The following is a 23,708-nucleotide window of genomic DNA, read 5'->3' on the forward strand; positions in this document are numbered from 1 at the left end:
TACAATCGGGTTGAATGGCCAGCGACCCGATCCAGATCACCCCCAGCCTGACGATCCCGCCCAGCGAGATCGTCGAGCGCTTCGTGCGCGCCAGCGGCGCGGGCGGGCAGAACGTCAACAAGGTCTCCACCGCGGTGGAACTGCGTTTCGACGTGGCCGGGTCGCCGTCGCTGCCCGAACCCCTGCGCGCGCGGCTGCTGTCGCGGCGCGACCGGCGCATGACCGCCGATGGGGTGCTGGTGATCGACGCGCAGCGCTTCCGTACCCAGGACCGCAACCGCGAGGATGCGCGCGAGCGGCTGGTCGAGATCATCAGTGCCTGCCTCTCGGTGCCCAAGCGCCGGGTCGCCACCAAACCGAGTCATGGTGCCAAGCTGCGGCGGCTGGATGCCAAGCGTGAGCGCAGCCATATCAAGCGTGGACGCTCTGCGTCCCACTGGGAGTAAGCGTGAGTCACACCGACCCGTCGTTGCCACCGGTAACACAGGCCAACATCCTGCTGCAGCCCTCTCCACCCAGAATGCCACGCGCCCATGGCCGCTTCGGCCGCTGGCTGGGGCGCACGGCACTGCGCCTGACCGGCTGGCGCCTGCTCGGGCGGCTGCCCGACGAACCCAAGCTGGTGATGATCGTCGCCCCGCATTCGTCCAACTGGGACGGCTTCCTGGGCTTTGCGGCCAAGTTCGCGCTGGGCTTCGACGTGCGCGTGCTGGGCAAGGCGCAGCTGTTCTGGTGGCCGCTGGGTCCGCTGCTGCGCAAGCTCGGCGCCATCCCGCTGGACCGCAGCTCGCCGCAGGGCACCATCGGCCAGGCGGTGCGGCTGATCCGCAATTCCGAACAGATGTGGTACGTGATCACCCCCGAGGGCACCCGCAAGCGGGTGGAGCACTGGAAGGCCGGCTTTTGGAAGATTGCCTCCGATTCCAAGGTGCCGATCCTGCCGGTGTATTTCGACTACCCCAGCAAGACCGTGGGTATCGGCGAGCCGTTCTGGACCGGCACCGACATGGCCGCCGATATCGCCGCCATCCGCACCTGGTACCGGCCGTGGCGCGGCAAGCATCGCGATACGCTGTGAGGATGCGGCCGCGTGCTTGAAAGGTTTTGTCGCTGCCGGTCGCCTGCAGTTATGACCGGCGCCGCCGGGCACCTCGCTGCCTCCACCGAGGAAACACCATGATGGGCTCGTCCGCACGCGCACTGTGTTTGTCGCTTTCCCTCCTGCTTGCTGCCGGCCCGGCGCTGGCGGCCACGCCGATGCTGGTGATCCACGGCGGCGCCGGGGTGGAGAAATCCAGCCTTTCCAGCGAGGAACAGGCGCAGGCGCGCGAGGCGATGCAACGCGCACTGCGTGCCGGGCACGCGGTGCTGCAAGGTGGCGGCAGTGCGGTGGATGCGGTGGCGGCCACCATCTCCGTGCTGGAGGATGCGCCGCAGTTCAACGCCGGGCGCGGCGCGGTGTTTACCCATGACGGCAAGAACGAACTGGATGCCGCAATCATGGACGGCGCCACCGGCAAGGCCGGCGCGATTGCCGGCGTGCACACGGTCAGGAACCCGATCCAGCTGGCGCGCAGCGTCATGGACCATTCCAAGCACGTGATGCTGGTCGGTGACGGCGCCGAACAATTCGCGCGCGAGCAGGGCGTCACGTTGGTCGACCCCAGCTATTTCCGCACCGACAAGCGCTGGCAGCAACTGCAGAAAGCGCGCAAGGCCGAAGCCGGCGACCGTCAGGCGCAGGCCGAACTGGATCTGGAAACCGCCAAGCATTTCGGCACGGTGGGCGCGCTGGCGCTGGATCGCGCGGGACACCTGGCCGCCGGCACCTCCACCGGTGGCATGACCAACAAGCGCTATGGCCGCGTCGGCGATGCGCCGATCATCGGCGCCGGCACCTACGCCAACAGCCAGTGCGCGGTGTCCGGTACCGGCTGGGGCGAGTTCTACATCCGTGCGGTGGCCGCCTACGACATCTGCGCACGCATGAAATACGCCGGGCAGTCGTTGCAACAGGCCGCCGACACGGTAATCGACCAGGAGATTCCCAAGGCCGGCGGCGACGGCGGTGCCATCGCGCTGGATGCGCAGGGCAACGCCGCATTCCCGTTCAATACCGAAGGCATGTACCGCGGCTGGATCGGCGCCGACGGCAGCCCGCACGTGGCGATCTTCAAGGACGAGACGCTGTAGCGCGCGCATCCCCAACCGCACCCATCTTCCCAATCCAACGGCACATGCCGACGCTGCGCAAACCCGCTAGCGTGACCGGCTGCGCTACCCACTCAGGAATCACACGCCATGTCGCGTACCGTCGTTCTGGCCGCTGCCATCACCCTGGCACTGGCTGCTTGTTCTGGAAAAGATTCGTCCGGTAAGGAGTCCACCACCGTGCCCGAAAAGACCGCCACCACCCCGGCCGCGGATGCTGCGCCGAACCCGCTGCTGACCGCCAGCACGCTGCCGTTCCAGGCGCCGCCGTTCGACAAGATCAAGGACGCCGATTACCTGCCGGCTTTCGAAGAAGGCATGCGCCTGCACCTGGCCGACATCCGCAAGATCGCCGACAACCCCGAGCCGCCCAGCTTCGACAACACCATCGAGGCGATGGAGCGCAGCGGCGAAACGCTCACACGCGTGTCGCGCATCTTCTTCGGGCTGGTGCAGGCCGATACCAGCGATGCACGCCAGAAGATCCAGGAAGATATCGCGCCCAAGCTGGCTGCGCACCAGGACGAGATCAATCTCGACCCGAAGCTGTTCGCACGCGTCAAGACGATCTACGACCAGCGCGACACGCTGAACCTGGAGCCGGAGCAGAAGCGTCTGGTCGAGCGCGACTACGAAGAGCTGGTGCGTGCCGGTGCGCAGCTGTCGGAGGCCGACAAGGCCAGCCTGCGCAAGCTCAATATCGAAGAAACCACGCTCTCCACCCAGTTCCATACCCGTCTGGTGGCCGCCTCGGCCGCCGGTGCGGTGGTGGTGGACGACAAGGCCAGGCTCGACGGCCTGAGCGAGGGCGACATCGCCGCCGCCGCCGATGCGGCCAAGGCGCGCAAGCTCGACGGCAAGTATCTGCTGACCCTGCAGAACACCACCCAGCAGCCGGTGCTGGCCTCGCTGAAGGACCGCCAGCTGCGCGCCGAAGTGCTCAAGGCCTCGGAAACGCGCGCGGAAAAGGGCGATACCAACGACACCCGCCAGACCATCCAGCGTCTGGCGCAGCTGCGCGCACAGAAGGCCAAGCTGCTCGGCTTCGACAATTACGCCGCCTACAGCCTGGGCGACCAGATGGCCAAGAGCCCGGACGCCGCACTCAAGCTGCTGACCGACACCGTGCCGGCCGCCACCGCCAAGGCGCGCCGCGAAGTGGCCGAGATGCAGAAGGTGATCGACGCGCAGAAGGGAGACTTCAAACTCGCCGCCTCCGATTGGGACTTCTACGCCGAGCAGGTGCGCAAGGCCAAGTACGACCTGGACGAGGCGCAGATCAAGCCGTATTTCGAGCTGGACAACGTGCTGCAGAACGGCGTCTTCTACGCGGCCACGCAGCTGTATGGCATCACCTTCAAGCAGCGCACCGACATCCCGACCTATCACGCGGACATGAAGGTGTATGAAGTGTTCGACGCGGACGGTACCTCGATGGCGCTGTTCTACACCGACTACTTCAAGCGCGACAGCAAGTCCGGCGGCGCCTGGATGGACGTGTTCGTCGAGCAGGACGGTCTCACCGGTGCCAAGCCGGTGGTCTACAACGTCTGCAACTTCACCAAGCCGGCCGCCGGCCAGCCGGCGCTGCTGAGCTTCGACGACGTCACCACGCTGTTCCATGAGTTCGGCCACGCGCTGCACGGCATGTTCTCCAAGGTGAAGTACCCCTCGATCGCCGGCACCAGCACCTCACGCGACTTTGTCGAGTTCCCCTCGCAGTTCAACGAGCACTGGGCGTCCGATCCCAAGGTCTTCGCCAACTACGCCAAGCACTACCAGACCGGCACGGCGATGCCGGCCGAGCTGGTGGAGAAGATCAAGAAGGCCAAGACCTTCAACAGCGGCTACGCCACCACCGAGTACCTATCGGCCGCGTTGCTCGATCTGGCCTGGCACACCCAGCCGGCCGATGCGCCGCTGCAGGACGTGAGCAAGTTCGAAGCCGACGCCCTGAAGCGCTTCAAGGTGGATCTGGCCGAAGTGCCGCCGCGTTATCGCAGCAGCTATTTCGACCACATCTGGGGCGGCGGTTATTCGGCCGGGTACTACGCGTATTTCTGGTCGGAAGTACTCGACGACGACGCGTTCGAATGGTTCAAGGAAAACGGCGGCCTGACCCGCAAGAATGGCGACACCTTCCGCGCCAAGATCCTTTCGCGCGGCAATACCGTCGACCTGGCCACGTTGTATCGCGATTTCCGTGGCAAGGATCCCAGCGTCAAGGCGCTGCTGGAAAATCGTGGTCTGACGGAGTGAGCCACTGGATGACGCGCCTGCGTCGTTGGCGCATGCGTGTGCAGTAGCTGCAACAGCAATCGAAACGGGATGGCCACGCGCCATCCCGTTTTTGTTTGTGGATGCGTGCACCGCACTGGCTAGCGCGGCGCCACCAGGCCATCCGATGCCTGAGTCGTAGCATCCTGTCGCCACCAGCGCAGGCGATTGCCGGGCGCATTCAGATCCACCCGCTCGCCCATGCGCGGCGTCGCCAGCGCAACACCGGCGCTGTCGGCCAAGGCCACGATCCGGTCCAGCGGTTCCTGCCACGCGTGCATGGCCAGGTCGAAGGTGCCGTTGTGGATCGGCAGCAGGGTCTGCCCGCCGACGTCCAGGTAGGCCTGCAGGCTCTGCTCCGGCTGCATGTGCACATGCGGCCACTGCTGGTCGTAGGCGCCGTTTTCGATCAGCGCCACGTCGAACGGACCGAGCTGTTGGCCGATGGTCTTGAAGTGCGGGCCATAGCCGCCGTCGCCGCTGAAGAACACGCGCAGCTCGCGCTCCTGGATCGCCCAGGAGCACCACAGCGAACGACCACTATCGAACAGGCCGCGCCCGGAAAAATGCTGCGACGGGGTGGCGGTGAGTTGCAGGCCATCGATGTTGATCGTGTCCCACCAGTCCAGCTGGCGCACCTTGGCCGGGTCCACGCCCCAGCGCACCAGCAGATCGCCCACGCCCAGCGGCGCGACGAACACGCCGACGCGGTCGGCCAGGGCACGGATGCTGGCGCGGTCGAGGTGGTCGTAATGGTTGTGCGACAGGATCACCCCGGCCAGCGGCGGCAGCTCGTCCAGCGCGATCGGGGGCGCATGGAAGCGCTTGGGCCCGGCGAACGGCACCGGCGAGGCGCGCCTGGAGAACACCGGGTCGGTCAGCCACAGGCCGCCGGCCAGCTTCATCAGCACGGTGGAATGGCCCAGGCGATACAGGCTGCGATCGGGCGCGGCAAGCAGCTGCGCGCGTGTCAGCGGCTGTACCGGCAGCGGCGCGGACGGCACCGTGGTGCTGGGTTTGTCGAAGAGGACGGTCCAGATCAGGCCGATCTGCTTGCGCAGGCTGAGCGCGGTGGTCGGCAGCGGCAACGCATTGCGGAACCGGCCGCCGCGAAACTGCGGTGAATCGGCATACGGGGAAGGGCGAGAGGAAGCCATGGGGAGTCCGATCGGGAGCAATGAACGACAGCAGGAGGAAATTACACCGAGCAGTGTAGTTTCATCCCGCTGAAAGTAAACTGTCGGGTGTAAAATGATCCGATGTCGAGCGCATCTTCCCCCCGGCCCGCGCCGCAGCGGCTGACCGACCGCAAGCGCCACGCCATCGTCGAGGCGGCCATTGTCGAGTTCCGCCAGCATGGCTTCGAGGCCACCAGCATGGACCGCGTGGCGGCCACTGCGGGCGTGTCCAAGCGCACCGTCTACAACCATTTCCCCAGCAAGGACGCGCTGTTCGGCGAGATCCTGCGCGGGCTGTGGCAACGCAGCGCCGACGCGGTGAATCTTGTCTACCGGCCCGACCAGCCGCTGCGCGCGCAGCTGATCCAGCTGCTGCAGCAGAAACTGCACCTGCTCGACGACCCGGCGTTTATCGACCTGTCGCGTGTCGCCATTGCCGAAGGCATCCATTCGCCCGAGCGCGCGCGTGCGCTGATCGCGCAATTGGGCAGCAAGGAAGAAGGCACCACCACCTGGGTGCGCGCCGCACTGGCCGACGGCCGGCTGGCGGGCGTGGAGCCGGAGGTCGGCGCGCAGCAACTGCAGGCGTTGATCAAGGGCTTTGCGTTCTGGCCGCAGATCGCCATGGGCCAGCCGCCGCTGTCGCCGCAGCAACGCGCCCAGGTGGCCGAATCGACGGTGGCGATGTTCCTGGGTTTGTACGGGCGCGAGTGATGGTCTGCGATGCGCGTTCCGGCGCAGCGCCGCCCCGCATCGCAGGCCGGATCTTCCTCGCATTGCGGGTCGACCGCAGCGCTGCAGGGCAACGCCTGCGTCTTGCGCCACGCTGTCTATGCAACCCTTGCCGCTGCAGCCTGCGCATGTTGCGCGCTCAGTCCTTCGACCACACCGCCAGCGCATAGCCATGCGGATCGGTGAAATGAAAACGTCGCCCGCCGGGAAACGCAAAGACCGGCCTGGTGATGTGCCCGCCCGCCGCTTCGATGCGTGCCTGGCTGTAGGTGAGGTCGTCGGAGGCCAGGACCACCAGCGCACCACCGGGCTGGGCGAGGCCGTGGAAGAAGCCACCGCTCAGCCGGCCGTCGCGGAATTCGCAGTAATCTGGGCCGTAATCCTGAAACGTCCAGTCGAAGGCCTGCCCGTAAAAAGCCTTGGCGACGGCGATCGAGTCGACGGCGAACTCGAGGTAGTCGATGCGGTGCTGCGGCGTGTTGTCGATCATGGCGTGGTGTCCTCCGCGAGTGGAGGTACAGCATGCAGTCGGCGCGTATGACTGGCTTGGCGAAAACGGCCAACTCAGCGTGCGTGGCGCCGTACCAACACGCGCGGGCTCAGGCCGGTGAGCTGGCGCGCATCGCGCACCAGGTGCGGCGCATCGCCGTAACCGGCATCCAGCGCGGCGTCGGTCAGACTGCGGTGCTGGCCGGCGATACGCAAAAAGCGCTGCAGGCGCAGTACCCGCTCCAGCGTTTTGCTGCCATAGCCGAACGCATCCTGGCAGCGGCGGCGCAACGAGCGCTCGCTGAGACCCAGCGCCTGGGTCAATTCGCTCAGCCGGGCGGGGGTGCCGGCACGCAATCGATCGAACAGCCACGCCATCTGGCGGTCTTGCGATGTGCCGTGCTGTCGGCACAGCGCCTGCAAGGTGTGTAGCGGGTCGGCGCCGTCTTCCAGGCGGTGTTGCCAGGTGCGCCCTTGCACGCCCCACAGCGATTCCAGTGCAACGCGTTGGTCGGCAATGGCATGCAGCGGGAGCTTCAACAGGCCGGCTGCCGCACCCGCTGCCAGGCGCACCCCGCTCAGCGCACTGCCCGGTGCCAACGCTGCCATGGCGGCGGTGCGATCGGGCCCGGCAACCAACAGCAGCGTGCCATCCCAGATCAGATCGACGCTGCCATCGGGCAAGACCAGCACCGGGTCCGTTGCGGCCGTGCCCTGGCGAAAACGCCAACTGCACTGCAGCTGCGTGTGTAACGCCGGCGGTGCCGGGCTTTCGGCATAACAGGACTCGGAGAGTTCGGACATCAGTGCGTTGTGCGAAGAGGTGGATGCCGTGTGGCTCGGTGGCCGCAGCGATGAGAGTGCATGGCGTCGACCGCATTCGGTCGACATCGCAGGCCCGCGCCGACGCAACCATCTTGGCCGCATCCGGCAGCCTGGCGCTGCCTCGTCAATGCGGCTGGTTACCCGCGCCCAGCCCGTTGGCGGTGACGGTGTGCCGGCCGCGTTGCAACCAGGCCACCATCGGCGAGGCCATCACCGTGGTCACCAAGGTCATGCCAAACAGCAGGGTGAACAGGTCCCGCCCGATCACGCCGCTGTCCAGGCCGATCTTGATCACCACCAGTTCCATCAGGCCGCGTGCGTTCATCAGCGAACCCACGCTCAGGCTATCTCGCCAATCGTGGCCGCTCAGGCGCGCGCCCAGGGTGCAACCGAGCAGCTTGCCGGTGACCGCCACGCCGACCACTAGCGCAAAGCCGGCCACACCTGCGCCGACGAACACGCCGGGGCTGGTGGCCTGGCCGGCGACCGCAAACAGCACCGGCATCAGCAGGGTGATCGCCAGGGGTTCGATGCGCCCGGCCAGGTGTTCCAGCAGGCGGTCATCGCGCGGTACGCAGATGCCGAACAGGAATGCGCCGAAGATCGCATGCAGGCCGATCCATTCAGCCGCCGCGGCGCAGGCCAGCATACCGATCAGCACCCACACCAGCGCAGTCGGCGCATAGCTTCCATCGCTTGCGCGCGGGGTGAGCACGCGCGCATACACCGGCTTCAACACGCCGAACACCACCGCAATCAGCACCACCGCACCGGCCGCAGTGAACGCAACGCCGCCATGGCTATTGCCGCCGGTCAGGGTGAGCACGATCGCCAGGAACATCCACACCGTGGCATCGTCGATCACCGCCGCGCCCAGGGCCAGGCGGCCGGCCGGCGTGCGGGTCATGTTGCGGTCCTTGAGGATGCGCGCCAGCACCGGAAACGCAGTCACCGACATCGCCGCGGCAATGAACAAGGCAAAGGGCCAGAAGCCGATGCCTTGCGGAGCAAAGCGCGCAAACAACCACGGTGCGGCGGCCAGCCCCAGCAGCAACGGCAGCACGATACCGGACAGCCCCACCAGCACCGACGCGCGCACCTGCGCAGTGGTGCCTTCCGGCGCACGCAACTCCGCGCCGACGATGAACATGAAAAGCACCACGCCGATGTTGGCCAGGCCCGACAGTGGCGGCAAGCTGCTGGAGGCGAACAACACGCCATGCAACTCCGGCAGCCACGCGCCGAATGCGATCGGCCCCAGCATCAGGCCGGCGGCCATTTCGCCGATCACCGGCGGCTGCCCGAAGCGTTGCAGCAGCGCACCGCATGCACGCGCCGCGCCCAGGATCAGCGCCAACTGCACCAGCAACAGCATGGTCGGATTCATTGCGTCAGCCTTGGTTGGTTGAGTCGGCTCGCCCCTGCAGTGCGGGACGGCTGCGCATCTGGTCAGTTGTTTCCCCGGACTGATCAGCGGTGACATGCCGTCCCCACAACATCGGCCTAGTCTATGACGACAACCGCCGTGCGGTTGCATCGAGCCGACATGCTGCGGCAATGTGGCGTGGTTCGCGCTGCAGGCGGGAACCGTCGTCGGTGCTGCTTGTGTGCGCTTGCACGGCTTGATCGAACGACGCCGTCAACGGCAACCCGCATGTCGCACACGGGATCGCAGATGGAGAGCGCGTGGCGGCCTCATGCGCGGTGCCTGGCGAGCAAGCTCAGGCGCGATGCGAACTCACGCGCGCACAGCCGGCAGCAGACTCACCGCTCCGAATCGCCACTCTCGTCATACCCGCGCGGGGTAAACAGATCCGGCTGGATCAGCTCGATAAACGCACGCGCCTGCGGCGACAGATACTTGCCCTTGCGCACCACCACGCCGTAACTGCGGGTGGGGAAGTAGTCCTTGAGCGAGCGGGTGGCGAGTTTGTCGCGGTCTGCATCGGTGACGCAGATCGCGGTGACGATGGAGATGCCCATGTCCATCGCCACGTATTGCTTGATCACTTCCCAGCCGCCCACCTCCAACGCCACGGTATAGGGCACCCGTGCCTGCTGGAAGATCAGATCGACTAACCGATAGGTCACCTGCCGGCGCGGCGGCAGGATCAGCGGATACGGCGACAGATCCTGCAGCGTGACCGTGGACCTGCTTGCCAAGGGGTGGTCGGGCGGGGTGATCAGCAACTGTTCGAAGCGATACACCGGCGCGTAGTTGAGGTCGGCCGGCACGTCCAGCATCGAGCCGATCGCCAGGTCCACCGCGTCCTCGCGCAGCAGGTCGGTGCCGTCGGCGCTAATGGCGTTGTGCAGGGTCAGCCGCACGTCCGGGTGGCGCGCGCGGAAGTTCGCCACGATGCGCGGCAGCAGGTACAGGATGGTGGAGCTGTTGGCGGCGATATTGAGCTCGCCCGCATCCAGCCCGCGCACCTTCTCGCGAAAGCTCGCCTCCAGCCCGTCCAGGCTCTCCACCAGCGGCAGCGCCATGTCGTAGAGCAGCTGGCCCTCGCGGCTGGGTGCCATGCGGCGCCCCGAGCGCTCGAACAGGGCCACCCCCAGGTCGCGTTCCAGCGCCTGCAGTTGCAGCGTCACCGCCGGCTGGCTCACGTACAGTGCCTCAGCCGCCCGTGAGACAGACCCCAGACGCACCGTCTGGCAGAACGCACGCAGGGGCTTGAGCCGGTCGGATTTGTAGGAAAATCGCGGGGTTGGCGACATCTGGGTGTGTTCTGAAACCCAATATAAGTCGGGCTTATTTACAGCATTGATAAAACTGCTTTGTCAAATAATTTCCGTCGGCGCACGGTGCAGGTCCGGATGCACAAGGACTCCCCGACATGTCTGCCACCGCTTTTGCCCCACGTCCCACCGAACGCGCCACGCCCGGGCTGTCGCTGACCACGCAGATCGCAGGCCAGGCAGAACTGCTGCCGGCCGCCGCGCTGGCCTTGCTGGTGTCGTTGCACCGCGCGATCGAACCCGGCCGCCAGCAGCGCCTGGCCCAGCGGCGCGCCCGCCAGGCCGAGTTCGATGCCGGCCAGCTGCCGGATTTCCGCCCCGATACCCGCGCCATCCGCGATGGCGACTGGCGCGTCGCCGCACTGCCGTCGGCGCTGCAGGACCGCCGGGTGGAGATCACCGGCCCCACCGATCCGAAGATGGTCATCAACGCGCTGAACTCCGGCGCCAAGGTGTTCATGGCCGACTTCGAGGATTCCACCGCGCCGACCTGGCGCAACCTGCTGGCCGGCCAGCGCACGCTGGCCGCTGCGGTGCGCGGCGATCTCAGCTTCGATGCGCCCAACGGCAAGCATTACGCGTTGCGCCCGGAAGCCGAGCGCGCCGTGTTGATCGTGCGCCCGCGCGGCTGGCATCTGGATGAGAAGCACGTGCTCATCGATGGGCAGCCGCTGGCTGGCGGCCTGTTCGATGCGGCGGTGTTCGCCTTCCATAACGGTCGCGCGCTGCTGGCCAAGGACCGTGGCCCGTATCTGTATCTGCCCAAGTTGCAGAGCATGGAAGAAGCCGCGCTGTGGGAGACCGCGCTGGCGCATATTGAAGCGATGCTGGGCCTGCCGCACGGGCAGATCAAGGTGACCGTGCTGATCGAAACGCTGCCGGCGGTATTCGAGATGGACGAGATCCTGCACGCGCTGCGCGAGCGCATCGTCGGGCTCAATTGCGGCCGTTGGGATTACATCTTTTCGTATCTGAAAACCTTCCGCGCGCATCGCGACCGCGTGTTGCCCGAACGTGGCCAGGTCACCATGACCCAGCCCTTCCTCAAGGCGTATTCGGAACTGTTGATCAAGACCTGCCATCGCCGCGGCGCCCATGCGATGGGCGGCATGGCGGCGCAGATTCCGATCAATCACGACGAGGCCGCCAACGAGCAGGCGATGGCGCGCGTGCGTGCCGACAAGCTGCGCGAAGTCAGCGCCGGCCACGATGGCACCTGGGTGGCGCATCCGGCGTTGATTCCGGTAGCGATGAAGATCTTCGACGAGCACATGCCCACCGCGCATCAGCAGCATGTTTTGCGCAACGACGTGCAGGTGACGCGCGACATGCTGATCGCGCCTTCGCCAGGCACCGTCACCCGCGCCGGGTTCGAAGGCAATGTCGAAGTCTGCGTGCGTTATCTGGCGGCCTGGCTGGACGGTAATGGATGCGTGCCCATCCACAACCTGATGGAAGACGCCGCCACTGCCGAAATCAGCCGCGCGCAGCTGTGGCAGTGGTTGCATCACGGCCAGCACCTGGACGACGGCACTGCGATCGATCAGCCCCTGTTGCAGGCCACGTTGCGTGCGTTGCCGGCACGCCTGGGCGCGACCGATGCATTGCCCGGCGCCGCACGCATCGACGACGCCATTGCACTGCTGGACACACTCAGCCGTGCCGATGCGCTGGCCGACTTCCTCACCGTGCCGGCGTATCGCCTGATCGATTGAGCCAACGCTGCAGCGACACGCCGGCGCACGCGCGCTGTCGCTGCAATCCATTCACGTCATGCATCAAACCGCCGGTTGCGCCCAGGCGCGCAACGACGGCCTTGCCATGCCCGGCGCGTATCAATGCGCCCCTTCCTTCCTCGTTGCATCCGTCGTATCCCTGCCAGGAGAACGCACCATGAGCAGCACACTGCAGACCGCCGAACAGATCCAGCAAGACTGGGCCAGCAACCCGCGCTGGGCCGGCATCACCCGCAACTACACCGCCGCCGACGTGGTGCGCTTGCGTGGCACCGTGCATGTCGAGCATTCGCTGGCGCGGCTGGGCGCGGACAAGTTGTGGAATGCGTTGCACGCCACGCCGTTCGTCAATGCGCTGGGCGCGTTGACCGGCAACCAGGCGATGCAGCAGGTCAAGGCCGGGTTGAAGGCGATCTACCTGTCCGGCTGGCAGGTCGCCGCCGATGCGAACCTGGCCGGGCAGATGTATCCGGACCAGTCGCTGTATCCGGCCGACTCGGTGCCGGCGGTGGTCAAGCGCATCAACAACACCTTGTTGCGCGCCGATCAACTGCATCACGCCGAAGGCAATGACGACATCGACTTCCTGCAGCCGATCGTGGCCGATGCCGAGGCAGGCTTTGGCGGCGTGCTCAACGCCTTCGAGCTGATGAAGGCGATGATCGAGGCCGGCGCGGCCGGGGTGCACTTCGAGGATCAACTGGCATCGGTGAAGAAATGCGGCCACATGGGCGGCAAGGTGCTGGTGCCTACTCGCGAGGCAATCGAAAAGTTGAATGCCGCGCGTCTGGCGGCCGATGTGCTGGGTGTGCCCACGCTGCTGATCGCGCGCACCGATGCCGAGGCGGCCGATCTGATCACCAGCGACGTGGATGCCAACGACCAGCCGTTCACCACCGGGCAGCGCACCGTCGAAGGCTTCTTCAAGACCCGCAACGGGCTGGATCAGGCGATCAGCCGCGGGCTGGCCTACGCGCCGTACGCCGATCTGATTTGGTGCGAGACCGGCAAGCCGGATCTGGAATTTGCGCGCGCCTTTGCGCAAGCCATCCATGCCAGATTCCCCGGCAAATTGCTGGCCTACAACTGCTCGCCGAGCTTCAACTGGAAGAAGAACCTGGATGACGCCACCATCGCCAGATTCCAGACCGAGTTGGCGAGCTACGGCTATAAATTCCAGTTCATCACCCTGGCCGGCTTCCACGCCCTGAACTACGGCATGTTCAACCTGGCGCATGGCTACGCACGCCGCCAGATGAGCGCCTTCGTCGAGTTGCAGCAGGCCGAGTTCGCGGCGGCCGAGATGGGCTTTACCGCAGTCAAGCATCAGCGCGAGGTGGGCACCGGCTATTTCGACGCGGTGACGCAGGCGATCCAGCAGGGCCAGTCGTCCACCACCGCGCTGCGTGGCTCGACCGAGGAAGAGCAGTTTCACGGCGAAAAGGCCGCATAACCCAGCGCGCAGACGCCGCGACCGCGTGCCGGCCGGCCGACGGGTGAAACGGAGCAGCGGGCTTCGCCCACCGCCAAGCCCCTGCTAGCACCGCTGGGGGTGGTGGTGGCCTGTCGGAGAGGATGGCGGGCTCTGCCGGGAGCAGGGGCGAGGGGCTCGGGAAACCGAGCCCGATTTTTTTTGCCAATACCCGTCATTTCGTCTCAATCTCAATGAGAGGGAGTGTGACCTGGTGCTGAACAAAACGCTCCTGTACGATGCTTAGGCAGGCCGGCGCTGCAGGTCGGTCTAAGGGATTTTGGGATGACGTGCCATAACACTGCCGGCGCAGTGGAGCCGACGGGGAGCGTTGCAAAGACGCTGTCGGACGGGCTGCATGCGCTCATGACTGCCGAAGAGCTGGGGTTTTTCGCCCGCTTTGGCCGCGCCCGCGAATTGGCCGCCGGCCAGGCGCTGTTCGAGCGCGGTGCAGTGGGCACGCAGATGTTCATTGTGGTCAGTGGTCAGATCGATCTGGATTTCGGCGAAGACCTGATGCTCAAGCACCTGGGCCCGGGCGAATTCTTCGGCGAACTTGGCCTGTTGATCGGCGACCATGCGCGCAGTGCCGGCGCCAGCGCATCCACCGACACCCGTTTGATCGAACTGGCGCACGAGGACTTCCAGCGCCTGGTCGATCACGACCCGTCGATGGTGGCGCATTTCCTGCGCCGCTCCATCGTGCGGGTGGTCAACAACGAGCAGCTGCTGATCCGCCAGCTGCGCCGGCGCAACCACGACCTGGAAGCGGCGCTGGACAACCTCTACGTCACCTCGCACCAGCTCAACCACACCGAAGAACTCAGCCGCACCGACGAACTCACCGGCCTGCACAACCGCCGCGGGCTCGCCCTGCATCTGCAGGAATGCCGGCGCGCCGGTCGCGTGCCCGGGGTGGGCCTGATCCTGATCGATTGCGACCGCTTCAAGCGCATCAACGACGAATTCGGCCATCTCGCTGGCGACCGCGTGCTGCAGAATGTCGCCCACGCGCTGCGTTCGGTGATCGCCGACGGTGACCTGGCCTGCCGGCTCGGCGGCGACGAATTCTGCGTGCTGGTCGCGCAGGGCACCCGGGAGCTGCTGCACCACATCGGCGAATGCATCGTGCGTGCAGTGGAAGCGCGGCTGTGCAACGGCCAGAGCGAGCAGGGCTGCTCGGTCAGCCTGGGCCTGTGCATGATCGATGCCGACGCGGCATGGAACGATTGGTACACGCTGGCCGACAGCGCGTTGTACGAAGCAAAGCGGCAAGGCGGCAATGTGCTGTGCATGCATGAAGCGCTGGGGTCGGGCAGCACGCAGCCACCCGGCAACGCAGCCACGTCGGACAATCGCTGAGCAATGAGCGCCCGCACCCACGCACGCAAGGATGCGTCGTCGGAAGCGATCCAGGCGCCGCGCTTGCGCACCTTGCTGCTGACCGACCTGTGCGACTCGACCGCGCTGGTCGAGCGTACCGGTGACAACGCCGCCGCCGCGCTGTTTCGTGAGCACGACCGGCTGGTGGTTAAACTGCAGCAGCAGTGGCGTGGCCGGCTGATCGACCGCTCGGACGGATTGTTGCTGTTGTTCGATCGTCCCATCGACGGCCTGGGTTTTGCGCTGGATTACGCCCGTGGCCTCAAGGCGATGGGCGATGCCCGCGCGCTGACGCTATGCGCGCGGCAGGGCCTGCACGTCGGCGAAGTGCTGACCTGGCGCAATAGCGACGAAGCGGTCAGCATCGGTGCCAAACCGCTGGAAGTCGAAGGCCTGGCCAAGCCCACCGCCGCGCGCCTGATGTCGATGGCGCGGCCCGGGCAGATCCTGTTGTCGGCAGTGGCCGAGTCGTTGACCCACCGCGCCGCACGCGAACTGGGCGACCGCGGCGAACGCATCCTGTGGAAATCCCACGGCCGCTGGCGCTTCAAGGGCGTGCCCACGCCGATGGAGATCTATGAGGTCGGCGAGATCGATGTCACGCCATTGCGCGCGCCGAAGCATTCGCCGAAGGCATGGCGGGATATTCCGCTGTGGCGGCGGCCGGCGGCACTGTTGGCGGAAACTGCCTTGGTCGTCGCCGTGTGCGTGTCGGCGTGGTTTTTCACCCGTTCCGAGCCAGCCATTGCGTTCTCCGAACGTGGGTGGGTGGTGGTCGGAGATCTGCGTAATCTCACCGGCAATACGTTGCTCGACAGTTCGCTCGACCAGGCGCTGCGCATCAGCCTGGAGCAGTCGCGCTACGTCAATGTCCTGAGTGAGATGAAAGTGCGCGACACCATGGCGCGGATGAAGCGCGATCCGGATCGCGTGATCGTCGATCGCGCCATCGCCTCGGAAGTGGCGCTGCGCGATGGTGCAAGCGCTGTGCTGCTGCCGACTGTTGCGGAGATTGGCGGCAAGCTTCGTTTCAGCGTTGAATTGGTGGATCCGCGGACCCAGACCACGGTTTACTCGGAGTTTGTGCAAGGCGATGGCTTGCCATCGGCACTGTCCTCGGTGGATCAGGTGACCCGCAAGCTCAGGCAGGGGCTGGGTGAGGTGGTGGCCTCGATCGACAAGAATTCCGTGCCGTTACCCGCCGTGACCACGTCCAGCCTGGATGCGCTGCGGGCTTATGCCCTGGGGGTTGACGCAACGGCGCAAGGCCAATGGAAAGAAGGGTTGGAACTGTTCGAGCGCGCGGTGGCCATCGATCCGGAATTTGCGCTCGCGTATCTGGGGGCGGCACGCATCAAGGTGGCTATCTCCGATCGCCGTGGTGCGCTTCCGTACCTGGAGAAGGCAATTCGTTTCCGTCAGCGTTTGCCTGAGCGTGACCAGTTGTACATGGATGCATGGGCAGCCGAGTTGCTAGCACCCGACAAGGCATTGACGCTGTGGAGAACGCTGGCCTCGCTCTACCCGGACAATTTTGCCGGCACCGCGAACGCCTCGTGGCACCTGTTCGTTGCCAATCGTTTTGCCGACGCGTTGCCGTACGCGCAGGCGGCCGATGTTCCGCAGGACCCGCTGCGCGCGATCGCGACCGATCGGGTTGGACGCATTTTGCTGGCACAGGGAAAGGCCGAAGCGGCGCTGCAGCGCTTTTCCATTCCCGGCGATGCCGATCGCGCCGGCCCGCTGCGGCGCCAGGCGAACGCGCTTGCGGTGTTGAACCGCCATGTCGAAGCGAAGCAAACGCTCGACAGGATCATCGAGCAAGGCTATGCCAACGACGATGTGGTGCCATTGATCGATCGCACCAGCATCGCAATCGATCAGGCCGACTGGAGCGCTGCACGTGCAGCGATCGCACAAGGTCTGACGCGCAGCAAGCAAGGCGACGATTTCAACCGTCGCCAGTTCTCGGTCATTGCGGTGACAACCGATGCGTTGGTCGATCCGTCCCTGGCGACGGCGGCAGCGCTCAAGCCGACGTTCGATCGGCTGGTGTCGGCTGTCATTGACGACGGGTCGGCAACGGTAAACCTGCAGGACAATGCCGCAATGGTATTGATCCTCGCAAGCCAGGCGCAGCGGAGCGGCGATAACAGCCTCACCGCCCACGCGCTTGCGGCGATCAAGCCGGCGCTTGTGCATGAAACACCGGTGCTTGCCGACCTGCGCGCCATTGTCGAAGCCCAGCAGCTGGCACTGTCGGGCGACCGTGCAGCAGCCATCGCGCGCCTGCCGGTCAATGACGATGATCTTTTCCAGACACGCGTGACGCTGTACACGCTGTTGCACGACAGCGGTCGGCACGCTGAAGCGTTGCAACAGGCACGTTGGCTGCTTCTCCATCGCGGGCGTGCTTACATCGAAGCAAATGCGTCGCAAACGCTGCAGCCGCTCAATGTTGCCGATGCGCGTCTGGCCCAGCTCTGGATGGCCGAATCGCTGCACGCACTCGGCCGTAGCCAGGAGGCGCGCGAACAGGCCCAGGAATTTGCGCGCGCCTGGCCTTTACCGAGTCTGCCTGCTTACTTGCGTAACAGGGTCGAACGCATGCTGTCCGATTCGAAGGCGAAGATCACGGTGTGATTGGCCTTTTCGGTCAGGTAGCTCTGCAGCTCGGCGCGAGCCGCTGCAATGTCCTGCTTGGATGCGAGCTGATTGGTGTTCATGCAGTAATAAGCCTCTCCTACGCCGGGGACGGCGTTGTCCGCACTCACGCCAGGTGCGCCGATCTGGGCAAGCGCCTGCGCCGGATTGCATTGAAAGCAGTCGCGGAAGTCGTCATCGGTTGCCAGTAGCTCCAGCAGCTTGTCGGCTGTGGATGCATCAAACGGGAGATGGGTGTCATTGGCTGCGTCAGTCATGGTGTGGCTTGCCTGGAAGGTGAGGGAGTGTGCTGTTGTATGACGTGGGACCTGACACAATATCGACCGTACTCATGCGTCCTTGAGATGTTCCTATGCAAATTCGTCGCTGTGCCACGTTGTTTTTTGAACTGCGCGACGATTCGGTGTTTGATCTTGCACGATTGCTTGCCGGGGGCGATGGCCTGCGTCGCCGCACACGATGGCTGGCGCTCGCGCCTCATCTTGAGGCGGAGGTGGAGGTTTCAGAGGAAGAGCGCGAATGGCTGGGCGAGTTGAGTTCCTCGCGCTGGCAGTCCATCGATCGGGTGCATCCGTTGCCAATCTGGGCGGAGCGTTTGATCGAGCAAGGTCTTGTGATCAGCGATCAACCACAACATGTTCAGCACCGCCGCAACGACGAGTGCGTGCAGCAGCAGCGCTGGTGGCCATTGGCTGCGTTGTGGCATCGATCCGCGCGCTGGAGTGGCGAAGACAGCGTGGCCACCATGGAAGCGCATGGCCTGACAACTGCAGAAGGCATGGTCGGCCGACTGGGCGCCCCCCCGGCAGAAATCGTAGACCGAGGCGAGGGTGGCGTCGAAGCGCGCATTGCCTTGCCGCGGTCAACCCCGGGCACATTCGATGAGCTACTGTCGCGTCGCGTCACCTGTCGCAATTTCGATACGCAGCGTCCACTGTCATCCATCTTGCTCGGCCAGATGCTTGAGCGCAGCGTCATGGCAAGCGCGCGCATCGAAGTGGGGCACGACACCGCATTCTTGAAGAAGCCGGTACCGTCGGGGGGGAGTCTCCATCCCACCGAAACCTACTTGCTGGTCCAGCGTGTCGAGGGAATGACGAGCGGTCTCTATCACTATCGCCCTGTCGATCATGCTTTGCAGCCATTGCAGTCGCCGCCGCAACCGCTGGTGGACTTCGCGCTTCGCGCCGTGTCCGGGCAGCACTGGTTTGCCGATGCGCCGGTGCTGGTGATCCTGGTACCGCGGTTTTTACGCAGTTTCTGGAAGTATCGAAACCACGCCAAGGCCTACCGCGCAATGATTCTGGATGTCGGCCATATCGCGCAGACGCTTTATCTGAGCGCAACCGACCTGGGGCTGGGAGCGTTTGTCACCTCGGCGATCAACGAGGTGGACATTGAACAGGCGCTTGGCCTGGACGGCCTGCAGGACGGCCCACTGGCCATCTGCGGATTCGGTTGGCGTGGCGAGGAAATGAACAATACCGAGCTGGATCCCGGCGGGGCAGTGTGGCCGGCTGGTCGTGATCCAGAGGCGGCCAAGGACATCGGACCCCATTAGCGAGAGACCATCACACATCTCTCGATCTGGATCGCTTGGCGAGGCAGGCAAGCGTACCGGCTCGCTGAAGCACCTTGATCCAACCGTCAGCGCTCGTCGTTGCAGGCGAGCGCTGACGTCGATCCAAAGCAAGCACTCCGCAGATCGCGTTACCGCCGAATCGCCTGCGTATGCGTCTTCAACGCATCGCTCAGACCGTTTACCTTGTCGGCGCCTTCCGGCACGGTGATGCTGGAGCCGGTTAGGTCGTCGCCGATCGGTTGCACGCGGCCGCCCAGGCACTGGCCCAGGAACCCTTCGGTCACTGCGTTGAAGGCCTTGCTGTTTTCCGGGCGGCGGAAGCCATGGCCTTCGTCGGGGAACAGCACGTAGGTGACCGGAATGTTCTTGGCCTTCATCGCGTTGACGATCTGGTCGCTCTCGGCCTGCTTGACGCGCGGGTCGTTGGCACCCTGGCCGATCAGCAGCGGCTTGCTGATCTTGTCGACATGGCTGAGCGGGGAGCGCTCGGTCAGCCACTGCTTGCCGGCCTCGGTGGCCGGGTCGCCCATGCGTTTGGTCAGCTGCTTGTAGAAGCTGGCCCAGTACGGCGGCACGGTGCCGAGCAAGGTGTTGAGGTTGGCCGGGCCAACGATGTCCACGCCGCACTTGAACGCGTCCGGGGTGAAGGTCAGGCCGACCAGCGTGGCGTAGCCGCCATAGCTGCCGCCCATGATCGCCACGTCCTCGGGCCTGGTCACGCCTTGCTTGACCGCCCACTGCACGGCGTCGAGCAGGTCGTCGTGCATCTTGCCGGCCCACTCGCCGTTACCGGCATTGGTGAAGGCCTTGCCGAAGCCGGTGGAGCCACGGAAGTTCACCGCCAGCACCGCATAGCCGCGATTGGCCAGCCACTGCTCATACGGCCCGTAGCCGTAGCTGTCGCGCGCCCACGGGCCACCATGCACGAACAGCACCAGCGGCACCGGCTTGTCGGCCTTGCCATCGTGATTGGCGTCAGCCTCAGAGGGCAGGGTGAGATAGCTGACCAGCTTGAGGCCGTCGCGCGCGGTCAGTTCCTGCGGCCACATCGGGACCAGCGGTTTGCCGTCGAGCGCGGGGCGGGCGGAGAACAGTTTGGTCAGCTTGCCGCCGTCTGCACGGTCGTAGCGGTAGTAGCTCAGCGGTGTCTCTGCCGCCGAATACCCTACGATCCAGATGCGATCGTCGAGCGTGCGTGCGGCAACGCTGGCATCACCGCTGCCGAGTGACTTGAGCTTTTGCAGGTCGGCGGCAATGCCGGTGTCCAGCACCTTCCATTCCTCGCGCAGATAGTCGGTGGACACGGCCTGCACCACGCCGGTCCTGGGGTCGTTCAAGGTGGCGCCGACATCGGTGCGCGGGTTTTCGAACAGCAGCGTGCGCGCATTGCTGGCGGTGTCGATGGCATACAGTGCCGCGGTGTCGCGATTGCGCGAATCCTGCATGTACAGCGTCTTGCCGTCGTCGGTCAGTCCGTTGGGCGAGGTGTTGCTGACATCCTCGAACGGGATGCGGTCCACGCGCTTCCAGCGCTTGCCGTCCGGCACCAGCAGCTCTCTGCCGGCATCGTCGGTGGCGCGCGTGGCGTAGCGCAGCTGGTAGTTGCCGTCGAGCAGATAGGAATCCAGGCTGTCGGTGTTCTGCTGCACCAGGCTGCGCTTGCCCGAGGCCAGGTCCACCCGATACAGGTCATGCCATTTGGGATCGCGGTCGTTCATGCCGACCATGATCGACTCGGGGTGCTGCGCGCTGACGCGATACACCTCGGCGTTGGTCTTCTTGAACGGGGTGAGGTCCTTGCTGCTGCCATCGCTCAGATTCACCGAGAACAGATGGAAGTCTTCGTCGCCGCCATTGTCGCGCAGGTACAGCAACGTGTTGGGTTGATAGGTCCAGAAATAAGTGCGGATGCCGCGTGCGGTGTCCTTGGTGATCGCGCGCGCCTGATCCGGTGCATCCACCGGGGCGACCCAGACATTGAGCACGCCCTCCAGCGGCGCGACCCAGCTGAGGTACTTGCCGTCCGGGCTGATGCTCACGTTCGCCCGTTCCGGGTTGCCGAACAGCGCATCGCGGGTGATCAGTTCGGGGGGGGCCGCGGGTGCTTGCGCAGCGGCCGGGGCCGGCGTGGCGGCCTTGTCGGTGGTGGGCGCGGCGTTGTCGCTGCAGGCGGTCAGCGCGAGCAGCATGCTGGAAACAAGAAGCAGGCGTTGCATGGACGTCTCCGGTCTGGGGCGCGGCCACTCCGGCCGCCTTCCCCCACGCTAGGGCCAGGGCCGGCCCCTGCGGACGTGCCGTTGGTCACGCCACCAGGCGCCGCTACGCAGACGCGGACACAAATTCCACCAACGCGACACCCTCGGCGACCAGCTCGCCCTCGGCCACCAGGTACGCCGCCACGGTGCCGTCGCCGGGCGCGTGCAAGGTGTGCTCCATCTTCATCGCTTCCAGCACCACCAGGGCCTGCCCGCGGGTGACCGACTGCCCCACCGGGGCGACCAGCGACACGATGCGGCCCGGCATCGGCGCGGTCAGGCCACCGGTGTCGTGCGCGGGCTGATCGGCTTCGGCCAGCGTGTCATGGTGGCGGAAGGTCGCCCGCTGTGTGGCATCGCGCAATGTCAGGGTGTCGCCGTCGCGCAGGACCTGCATGCGCCATTGCCGGCCATCCATTTCCACGCGCAGTGCATCGCCCTGCAGGTGGTAGCGCAGCGTGTGGGTATCGCCTGCAGTCGTGACCTGCCAGCCATCGCCAAGCGGGCGCACGCCGAACTGGCGGCGCTCGCCTGCGGCCTCCAGCGTCATGGCGTGCGCGGCATGCGCACCGATGCGCCAGCCATCGGTGTGTTGCCATGGCGAAAACGGGTCGGCCGGATCGGCGGCGGCCTTCGGCAACGCGTCGGCAATCAACGCCGCTGCCAGGCACCACCAGGCATTGGCCGGACTGACCGCCTGGGGAAACAACACGGCCTGCTCGCGTTCGATCAGCGCGGTATCCAGATCGGCAGACGCAAACGACGCCGTGCCGATCAGGCGCGCAAGGAACGCGCTGTTGGTGGTCACGCCCACCGCATGGAATTGCGCCAGCGCCTCGCGCATGCGTGCCAGGGCGGCAGGGCGATCCACATCCCATACGATCAGCTTGGCGATCATCGGGTCGTAGTAGGGGCTGATGCTGTCGCCTTGCTCCACCCCGGCATCGATGCGTACATGCGCGCCGGCTGCGGGAAACTGCAGCTGCCGCAGCGTGCCGGTCGACGGCAGAAAGCCGCGGTCGGCATCTTCGGCATACAGGCGCGCTTCCAGCGCGTGGCCATGGATGCGCAGGTCCTGCTGACGCAGCGGCAACGGCTCGCCCGCGGCGACATGCAATTGCCACTCGACCAGATCGGTGCCGGTGATCAACTCGGTCACCGGGTGCTCGACCTGCAGCCGGGTGTTCATTTCCATGAAATAGAAATCGCCATCCGGGCCGGCGATGAACTCCACCGTGCCGGCACCGACATAACCCACAGCGCGCGCGGCATCCACGGCGGCCTTGCCCATGGCGGCCCGGCGTTGTTCGCTCATGCCGGGAGCAGGCGCTTCTTCCAGCACTTTCTGATGCCGGCGCTGCACCGAACAATCGCGTTCGAACAGATAGACGACCTCGCCCCGGGTATCGCCAAACACCTGGATCTCGATATGGCGCGGCCGCTCGACGTATTTTTCCACCAGCACCTGCGCATTGCCAAAAGCCGATTGCGCCTCGCGCTGGCAGCTGGCCAAGGCCTCTTCGAAGGCCGCGCTGGCATCCACGCGGCGCATGCCCTTGCCGCCACCGCCGGCGCTGGCCTTGATCAGCACCGGATAGCCGATCGCATCGGCCTGCGCGCGCAGGAAGGCCGGCGCCTGTTCGTCGCCGTGGTAGCCCGGCGTCAGCGGCACGCCGGCGCGTTGCATCAGCGCCTTGGCCGCACTCTTGTCGCCCATGGCGCGGATGGCTGCCGCCGGTGGGCCGATGAACACGATGCCAGCCTGCGCGCAGGCATCGGCAAACGCCGCGTTTTCCGACAGGAAGCCGTAGCCGGGATGGATCGCCTGCGCACCGCTTGCGCGTGCCGCCTCCAGGATTGCATCGCCACGCAGATAACTCTGCTGCGCCGGTGCGGCGCCGAGATGGATCGCTTCATCGGCCAGCCGCACATGCCGCGCATCGCGGTCGGCATCCGAATACACCGCCACGGTCGCGATACCGAGCTTGCGACAGGTGGCGATGACCCGGCACGCGATCTCGCCGCGATTGGCGATCAGGATCTTGTCGAAATAGGGCGGTCTTGCTGCGGTGGTGAGTTCGCGCTGGGTCATGACGAAGTTCTCTGCACGCCGCCATGCTGGCGGGCGCTGCGATGAAAAGACGGTTGCATGGATTGCGCCAC

Annotated in this window: 18 protein-coding genes; 10 read left to right on the forward strand and 8 right to left on the reverse strand. The window is 65.6% G+C overall.

Annotated features, from left to right (window positions below; genetic code table 11):
- Positions 1-14 precede the first annotated feature (14 nt).
- The 4 genes from arfB to dcp all read left to right on the forward strand — a co-directional run bounded on the left by arfB (position 15) and on the right by dcp (position 4,470).
- On the forward strand, positions 15-446 hold the full coding sequence (gene arfB, locus ACCQ04_RS01165; RefSeq protein WP_006449817.1) for an alternative ribosome rescue aminoacyl-tRNA hydrolase ArfB: 432 nt from the start codon (positions 15-17) through the stop codon (positions 444-446).
- A gap of 2 nt (positions 447-448) precedes the next feature.
- Complete coding sequence (locus ACCQ04_RS01170) at positions 449-1,078, forward strand: lysophosphatidylcholine acyltransferase (protein ID WP_024939028.1); 630 nt, start codon at positions 449-451, stop codon at positions 1,076-1,078.
- A 98-nt stretch (positions 1,079-1,176) separates the two neighbouring features.
- Positions 1,177-2,193, forward strand: a complete 1,017-nt coding sequence (locus ACCQ04_RS01175) for an isoaspartyl peptidase/L-asparaginase family protein (RefSeq protein WP_226427049.1) — start codon at positions 1,177-1,179, stop codon at positions 2,191-2,193.
- Positions 2,194-2,301: 108 nt separating this feature from the next.
- Positions 2,302-4,470, forward strand: a complete 2,169-nt coding sequence (dcp, locus tag ACCQ04_RS01180; protein WP_226427048.1) for a peptidyl-dipeptidase Dcp — start codon at positions 2,302-2,304, stop codon at positions 4,468-4,470.
- Positions 4,471-4,589: 119 nt separating this feature from the next.
- Here dcp and ACCQ04_RS01185 read toward each other — a convergent pair whose 3' ends face one another.
- A complete protein-coding gene (locus ACCQ04_RS01185) occupies positions 4,590-5,645 on the reverse strand; it encodes an MBL fold metallo-hydrolase (protein WP_226427047.1) in 1,056 nt (351 codons plus the stop codon).
- 102 nt (positions 5,646-5,747) lie between these two features.
- On the opposite strand from ACCQ04_RS01185, the gene ACCQ04_RS01190 reads away from it, so the two are divergent.
- Complete coding sequence (locus ACCQ04_RS01190) at positions 5,748-6,380, forward strand: TetR/AcrR family transcriptional regulator (RefSeq protein ID WP_039529027.1); 633 nt, start codon at positions 5,748-5,750, stop codon at positions 6,378-6,380.
- A 157-nt stretch (positions 6,381-6,537) separates the two neighbouring features.
- On the opposite strand, the gene ACCQ04_RS01195 is transcribed toward ACCQ04_RS01190, so the two are convergent.
- From ACCQ04_RS01195 to ACCQ04_RS01210, 4 genes are all read right to left on the reverse strand, one after another.
- Positions 6,538-6,885 carry a VOC family protein gene (locus ACCQ04_RS01195; protein WP_226427151.1) on the reverse strand — a complete coding sequence of 116 codons (348 nt, stop codon included), beginning with the start codon at positions 6,883-6,885 and terminating at the stop codon, positions 6,538-6,540.
- Between the two features lie 77 nt (positions 6,886-6,962).
- On the reverse strand, positions 6,963-7,691 hold the full coding sequence (locus ACCQ04_RS01200; RefSeq protein WP_104569279.1) for a helix-turn-helix domain-containing protein: 729 nt from the start codon (positions 7,689-7,691) through the stop codon (positions 6,963-6,965).
- 145 nt (positions 7,692-7,836) lie between these two features.
- Complete coding sequence (locus ACCQ04_RS01205; RefSeq protein WP_226427046.1) at positions 7,837-9,099, reverse strand: cation:proton antiporter; 1,263 nt, start codon at positions 9,097-9,099, stop codon at positions 7,837-7,839.
- Positions 9,100-9,476: 377 nt separating this feature from the next.
- On the reverse strand, positions 9,477-10,433 hold the full coding sequence (locus tag ACCQ04_RS01210; protein ID WP_046345344.1) for a LysR family transcriptional regulator: 957 nt from the start codon (positions 10,431-10,433) through the stop codon (positions 9,477-9,479).
- Positions 10,434-10,552: 119 nt separating this feature from the next.
- Between ACCQ04_RS01210 and aceB the strand changes: the two genes are divergently transcribed.
- The 4 genes from aceB to ACCQ04_RS01230 all read left to right on the forward strand — a co-directional run bounded on the left by aceB (position 10,553) and on the right by ACCQ04_RS01230 (position 17,687).
- Complete coding sequence (gene aceB, locus ACCQ04_RS01215; protein ID WP_065033136.1) at positions 10,553-12,169, forward strand: malate synthase A; 1,617 nt, start codon at positions 10,553-10,555, stop codon at positions 12,167-12,169.
- A gap of 178 nt (positions 12,170-12,347) precedes the next feature.
- Positions 12,348-13,643, forward strand: coding sequence for an isocitrate lyase (gene aceA / locus ACCQ04_RS01220; protein ID WP_039517647.1), 1,296 nt, complete (start codon positions 12,348-12,350; stop codon positions 13,641-13,643).
- A gap of 303 nt (positions 13,644-13,946) precedes the next feature.
- On the forward strand, positions 13,947-15,023 hold the full coding sequence (locus ACCQ04_RS01225) for a GGDEF domain-containing protein (RefSeq protein WP_039517644.1): 1,077 nt from the start codon (positions 13,947-13,949) through the stop codon (positions 15,021-15,023).
- A 3-nt stretch (positions 15,024-15,026) separates the two neighbouring features.
- Complete coding sequence (locus ACCQ04_RS01230) at positions 15,027-17,687, forward strand: putative peptide modification system cyclase (RefSeq protein ID WP_226427045.1); 2,661 nt, start codon at positions 15,027-15,029, stop codon at positions 17,685-17,687.
- Here the strand turns inward: ACCQ04_RS01230 and ACCQ04_RS01235 are convergent.
- The gene (locus ACCQ04_RS01235) at positions 17,627-17,965 is read right to left on the reverse strand and encodes an NHLP-related RiPP peptide (RefSeq protein ID WP_024939015.1); all 339 of its coding nucleotides are present in this window, start codon (positions 17,963-17,965) and stop codon (positions 17,627-17,629) included. The two genes, ACCQ04_RS01230 and ACCQ04_RS01235, sit on opposite strands and share 61 nt — an antisense overlap.
- A gap of 95 nt (positions 17,966-18,060) precedes the next feature.
- Between ACCQ04_RS01235 and ACCQ04_RS01240 the strand changes: the two genes are divergently transcribed.
- Entirely contained in the window at positions 18,061-19,269 is a 1,209-nt protein-coding gene (locus tag ACCQ04_RS01240; RefSeq protein WP_226427044.1) for a putative peptide maturation dehydrogenase, read from the forward strand.
- A 149-nt stretch (positions 19,270-19,418) separates the two neighbouring features.
- Here the strand turns inward: ACCQ04_RS01240 and ACCQ04_RS01245 are convergent, their stop codons facing one another.
- Together ACCQ04_RS01245 and ACCQ04_RS01250 are read right to left on the reverse strand one after the other, a co-directional pair.
- Complete coding sequence (locus ACCQ04_RS01245; protein ID WP_226427043.1) at positions 19,419-21,506, reverse strand: S9 family peptidase; 2,088 nt, start codon at positions 21,504-21,506, stop codon at positions 19,419-19,421.
- A 103-nt stretch (positions 21,507-21,609) separates the two neighbouring features.
- Complete coding sequence (locus tag ACCQ04_RS01250; protein WP_226427042.1) at positions 21,610-23,637, reverse strand: acetyl/propionyl/methylcrotonyl-CoA carboxylase subunit alpha; 2,028 nt, start codon at positions 23,635-23,637, stop codon at positions 21,610-21,612.
- Positions 23,638-23,708: the final 71 nt, after the last annotated feature.

It is taken from the genome of Xanthomonas sp. NCPPB 2866 (assembly GCF_041475745.2).
GTDB classification, from domain to species: domain Bacteria; phylum Pseudomonadota; class Gammaproteobacteria; order Xanthomonadales; family Xanthomonadaceae; genus Xanthomonas; species Xanthomonas arboricola.

What these genes read in the sequence shown, in the direction of transcription:
- arfB (WP_006449817.1), top strand. Translation starts at nt 15, where the DNA reads ATGGCCAGCGACCCGATCCAGATCACCCCCAGCCTGACGATCCCGCCC.
- ACCQ04_RS01175 (WP_226427049.1), top strand. Translation starts at nt 1,177, where the DNA reads ATGATGGGCTCGTCCGCACGCGCACTGTGTTTGTCGCTTTCCCTCCTG.
- dcp (WP_226427048.1), top strand. Translation starts at nt 2,302, where the DNA reads ATGTCGCGTACCGTCGTTCTGGCCGCTGCCATCACCCTGGCACTGGCT.
- ACCQ04_RS01185 (WP_226427047.1), bottom strand. Translation starts at nt 5,645, where the DNA reads ATGGCTTCCTCTCGCCCTTCCCCGTATGCCGATTCACCGCAGTTTCGC.
- ACCQ04_RS01190 (WP_039529027.1), top strand. Translation starts at nt 5,748, where the DNA reads ATGTCGAGCGCATCTTCCCCCCGGCCCGCGCCGCAGCGGCTGACCGAC.
- ACCQ04_RS01200 (WP_104569279.1), bottom strand. Translation starts at nt 7,691, where the DNA reads ATGTCCGAACTCTCCGAGTCCTGTTATGCCGAAAGCCCGGCACCGCCG.
- ACCQ04_RS01205 (WP_226427046.1), bottom strand. Translation starts at nt 9,099, where the DNA reads ATGAATCCGACCATGCTGTTGCTGGTGCAGTTGGCGCTGATCCTGGGC.
- ACCQ04_RS01210 (WP_046345344.1), bottom strand. Translation starts at nt 10,433, where the DNA reads ATGTCGCCAACCCCGCGATTTTCCTACAAATCCGACCGGCTCAAGCCC.
- aceB (WP_065033136.1), top strand. Translation starts at nt 10,553, where the DNA reads ATGTCTGCCACCGCTTTTGCCCCACGTCCCACCGAACGCGCCACGCCC.
- aceA (WP_039517647.1), top strand. Translation starts at nt 12,348, where the DNA reads ATGAGCAGCACACTGCAGACCGCCGAACAGATCCAGCAAGACTGGGCC.
- ACCQ04_RS01225 (WP_039517644.1), top strand. Translation starts at nt 13,947, where the DNA reads ATGACGTGCCATAACACTGCCGGCGCAGTGGAGCCGACGGGGAGCGTT.
- ACCQ04_RS01230 (WP_226427045.1), top strand. Translation starts at nt 15,027, where the DNA reads ATGAGCGCCCGCACCCACGCACGCAAGGATGCGTCGTCGGAAGCGATC.
- ACCQ04_RS01235 (WP_024939015.1), bottom strand. Translation starts at nt 17,965, where the DNA reads ATGACTGACGCAGCCAATGACACCCATCTCCCGTTTGATGCATCCACA.
- ACCQ04_RS01240 (WP_226427044.1), top strand. Translation starts at nt 18,061, where the DNA reads ATGCAAATTCGTCGCTGTGCCACGTTGTTTTTTGAACTGCGCGACGAT.
- ACCQ04_RS01245 (WP_226427043.1), bottom strand. Translation starts at nt 21,506, where the DNA reads ATGCAACGCCTGCTTCTTGTTTCCAGCATGCTGCTCGCGCTGACCGCC.
- ACCQ04_RS01250 (WP_226427042.1), bottom strand. Translation starts at nt 23,637, where the DNA reads ATGACCCAGCGCGAACTCACCACCGCAGCAAGACCGCCCTATTTCGAC.